The organism is Actinomadura logoneensis, from assembly GCF_003428695.1.
In the GTDB taxonomy this organism is placed as follows: Bacteria; Actinomycetota; Actinomycetes; order Streptosporangiales; family Streptosporangiaceae; genus Spirillospora; species Spirillospora logoneensis.
Genome location: NZ_QURH01000649.1, coordinates 1 through 2,527, shown reverse-complemented (window position 1 = coordinate 2,527; position 2,527 = coordinate 1). Strand labels below are relative to the sequence as shown.

Annotated in this window: 4 protein-coding genes; 2 read left to right on the top strand and 2 right to left on the bottom strand. The window is 76.7% G+C overall.

The window, feature by feature from the left end; translation table 11 throughout:
- Positions 1-285, bottom strand: a 285-nt coding sequence (locus tag DZF91_RS40310) for a hypothetical protein (protein ID WP_199486874.1), incomplete at its 3' end; no start/stop codon positions are given.
- Between the two features lie 28 nt (positions 286-313).
- Between DZF91_RS40310 and DZF91_RS25130 the strand changes: the two genes are divergently transcribed.
- Complete coding sequence (locus DZF91_RS25130; RefSeq protein ID WP_117359706.1) at positions 314-667, top strand: hypothetical protein; 354 nt, start codon at positions 314-316, stop codon at positions 665-667.
- Between the two features lie 52 nt (positions 668-719).
- The gene (locus DZF91_RS25125) at positions 720-1,730 is read left to right on the top strand and encodes a transcriptional regulator (protein WP_117359705.1); all 1,011 of its coding nucleotides are present in this window, start codon (positions 720-722) and stop codon (positions 1,728-1,730) included.
- Here the strand turns inward: DZF91_RS25125 and DZF91_RS25120 are convergent.
- A partial coding sequence (locus DZF91_RS25120; protein WP_117359704.1) for a WS/DGAT domain-containing protein occupies positions 1,708-2,527 on the bottom strand: 820 nt, incomplete at its 5' end. The genes DZF91_RS25125 and DZF91_RS25120 overlap by 23 nt on opposite strands.

The following is a 2,527-nucleotide window of genomic DNA, read 5'->3' as shown; positions in this document are numbered from 1 at the left end:
GGCCGCCGTGCTCGCCCCGGTCCTGGCGACCGCGGCGGCGGTGGTCGCGGGGACGGCCGCGGCGGTGCTGTTCACCCACCCGTTCGGCGCGCACCGCACCGCCGCGCAGCCACGCGCCGCGCAGACCAGCACGATCACCGTCCCGCCGGTCGCCACGACGAGCAGCAGCGCGCCGTCCTCCCCGCCGTCGTCGGCGCCGTCCGCGCCGTCCACGGCCGACGCTCCGGAGCCGTCCGGGCCGCCCGCGACGCCCTCTCCGACGGCGACGCCCACGAGCTCGCCCACGCACCGGCCACGGACGGTGTCGGTGCAGGTGGACGCCACGAGCGGCTGGCAGGGCACCGGCCTGACCGTGAAGGCGGGCCGCCGGATCGGGATCGACTTCCAGGGCGGCGGCTGGACCGTGGACCGGCGCCGCTTCCCCGAGGTCGGGCCGCGGGGCTACGACTCGGCCGCCGACCAGCGGATCTGGCAGGGCTGCAAGCTCGACCCGAAGCTGGACTACGGCGTGCTGCTGGGCCGGGTGGGCGGCGGGAGCTGGTTCGTGGTCGGCTCGCACGACGCGGTGACGGCCCCGGACTCCGGACCGCTCGAACTGCGCATCCACGACCAGGACCACTGCCTGGTCGACAACGCGGGCAGCCTCCTGCTGAAACTGACCTACTGATCGCTGCGCCCACCTGATCGCTGGGCCCGTCCGGCTGCGTACGGTGGGGGGCATGTGGGAGCGGACGCGGGCACGCCTGAACGAGGACAGGCACGGGTTCGGGCTCGCCGCCGCGGCGCTGTACCCGGACGTGCCCAAGGTCGCGGGCACCACCCTGCTGGCCCGTCCCGGCTGGATCCCGGACGCGCCGGTGCCGCTGGAGGACGTCCGGACGCGCTGGGAGCCCGCGCCCGAGCCTCCCGCCGTCACCGCGCCCACCCTCGGCCTGCCGGACGGCTTCGTGAGCTACGCCGACGCGATGGCCGCCCTCGCGCCCCCGCGCGTGTTCGAGGACCGGCCGTCCTACCGGCTGCTCTCGGTGGACGGCGCGGACCTGGCGTTCGGGCCCGCCCGCTACTTCGACGGGGTGAACGTGGGCGAGGCCGTCGCGCACGAGCTGGCCGCCGCCGTCCCCGGCCTCCCGGTCCGGACGTCCGTGGGCGACCCGACCGACCTGGCGCGGCGTCCGGCCCTGGTCGCGATCACCACGCTGACCGTCACGGCGTCCGGCAGGTACGTGCTGCACTGGCGCGATCCGGCGAAGGTCGCGCACGCGGGCGGGCTGCACCAGGTGATGCCGGTCGGGGTGTTCCAGCCGCTCACGGGCCGGGGCGGACCGGGCGCCGACCTCGACCCCTGGTCCACCATGGTCCGCGAGTACGCCGAGGAGCTGCTGGGCGCGCCCGAGGAGTACCCGGACGGCTTCGAGCAGGAGTCCTGGCCGTTCCACCGGCGGATGACCGAGGCGCGCCGCGACGGCCGCCTGCGGGCGTCCTACCTGGGGCTCGGCGTCGATCCGCTGACGCTGGCCGTCGATCTGCTGACCGCGGTCGTCCTCGAGGACGAGGCGTTCGACGAGCTGTTCGGCGCGCGGCTCGTCGCGGAGAACGCCGAGGGGCGCGTCCGGCTCGCGGACTTCGACGGGTCCGTGCCCGAGCCGGTGCAGCCCGCCGGGGCCGCCGCGCTCCGGCTGGCGTGGCGGCACCGGCGGGCCCTGGGCGTCACCCCTCGGCGAGCGCCCTGAGCTCGTCCATCGCGTCGTCGAGGTGGGCGACCAGCTCGCCCGGGTCCGGCACCAGGTCGCGGCAGGACACCAGGCCCACGTGGACCGTCCCGTCGTAGGAGAAGACGGTGATGTTGAGGCCGCCGCTGACCCCGGACACCACCGACAGCGGGTAGTAGGCGAGCACCCGCGCGCCGCACAGGTACAGCGGGAACTGCGGCCCCGGGACGTTCGACACGATCAGGTTCACCGGCCGGACGGCCAGTCCGGGCAGCACGTTCAGCGCGAGCCGCGCGACCGGCCCGGCCAGCGCGGCGGGCACCATCCCGGTGAGGTCCCGCACCCACGCGCCGGACGTGCCGACGAACCGGCGCTTGGCCCGCTCCATGTCCGCGCGGACGGCCGCGTACCGGGCGGCCGGGTCGGGGACGTCCACGGCGAGCGGCACCGACATCAGCGACACCTCGTTCCCGCCGCCCGCGTCGGGCGCGGTCGCCGAGCCGTCCCGGCGCAGCGACACCGGGACGCCCGCGACCAGCGGCCCGTCCGGGAGCGCGCCGCGCTTGTCCAGCCAGCTCCGCAGCGCGGACGCGCAGACCGCCATCACCACGTCGTTGACGCTGCCGCCGAGCGCGGTGCGGATCCGCTTGACCTCCGCCAGCGGGAGATCGCCGAACGCGACCGCGCGTCGCGGGCCGACCGGACCGTTGAACGGAGTCGGCGGTGCGGCGAGCGGGGCGCCCGCGGGCGTCCGCTCCCGGCCGAGCAGGCCCTGCACGGCGTGCGCGACGCGGGGGACGCCGGGCAGCCCCGCGACG

What these genes read in the sequence shown, in the direction of transcription:
- DZF91_RS25125 (WP_117359705.1), top strand. Translation starts at nt 720, where the DNA reads ATGTGGGAGCGGACGCGGGCACGCCTGAACGAGGACAGGCACGGGTTC.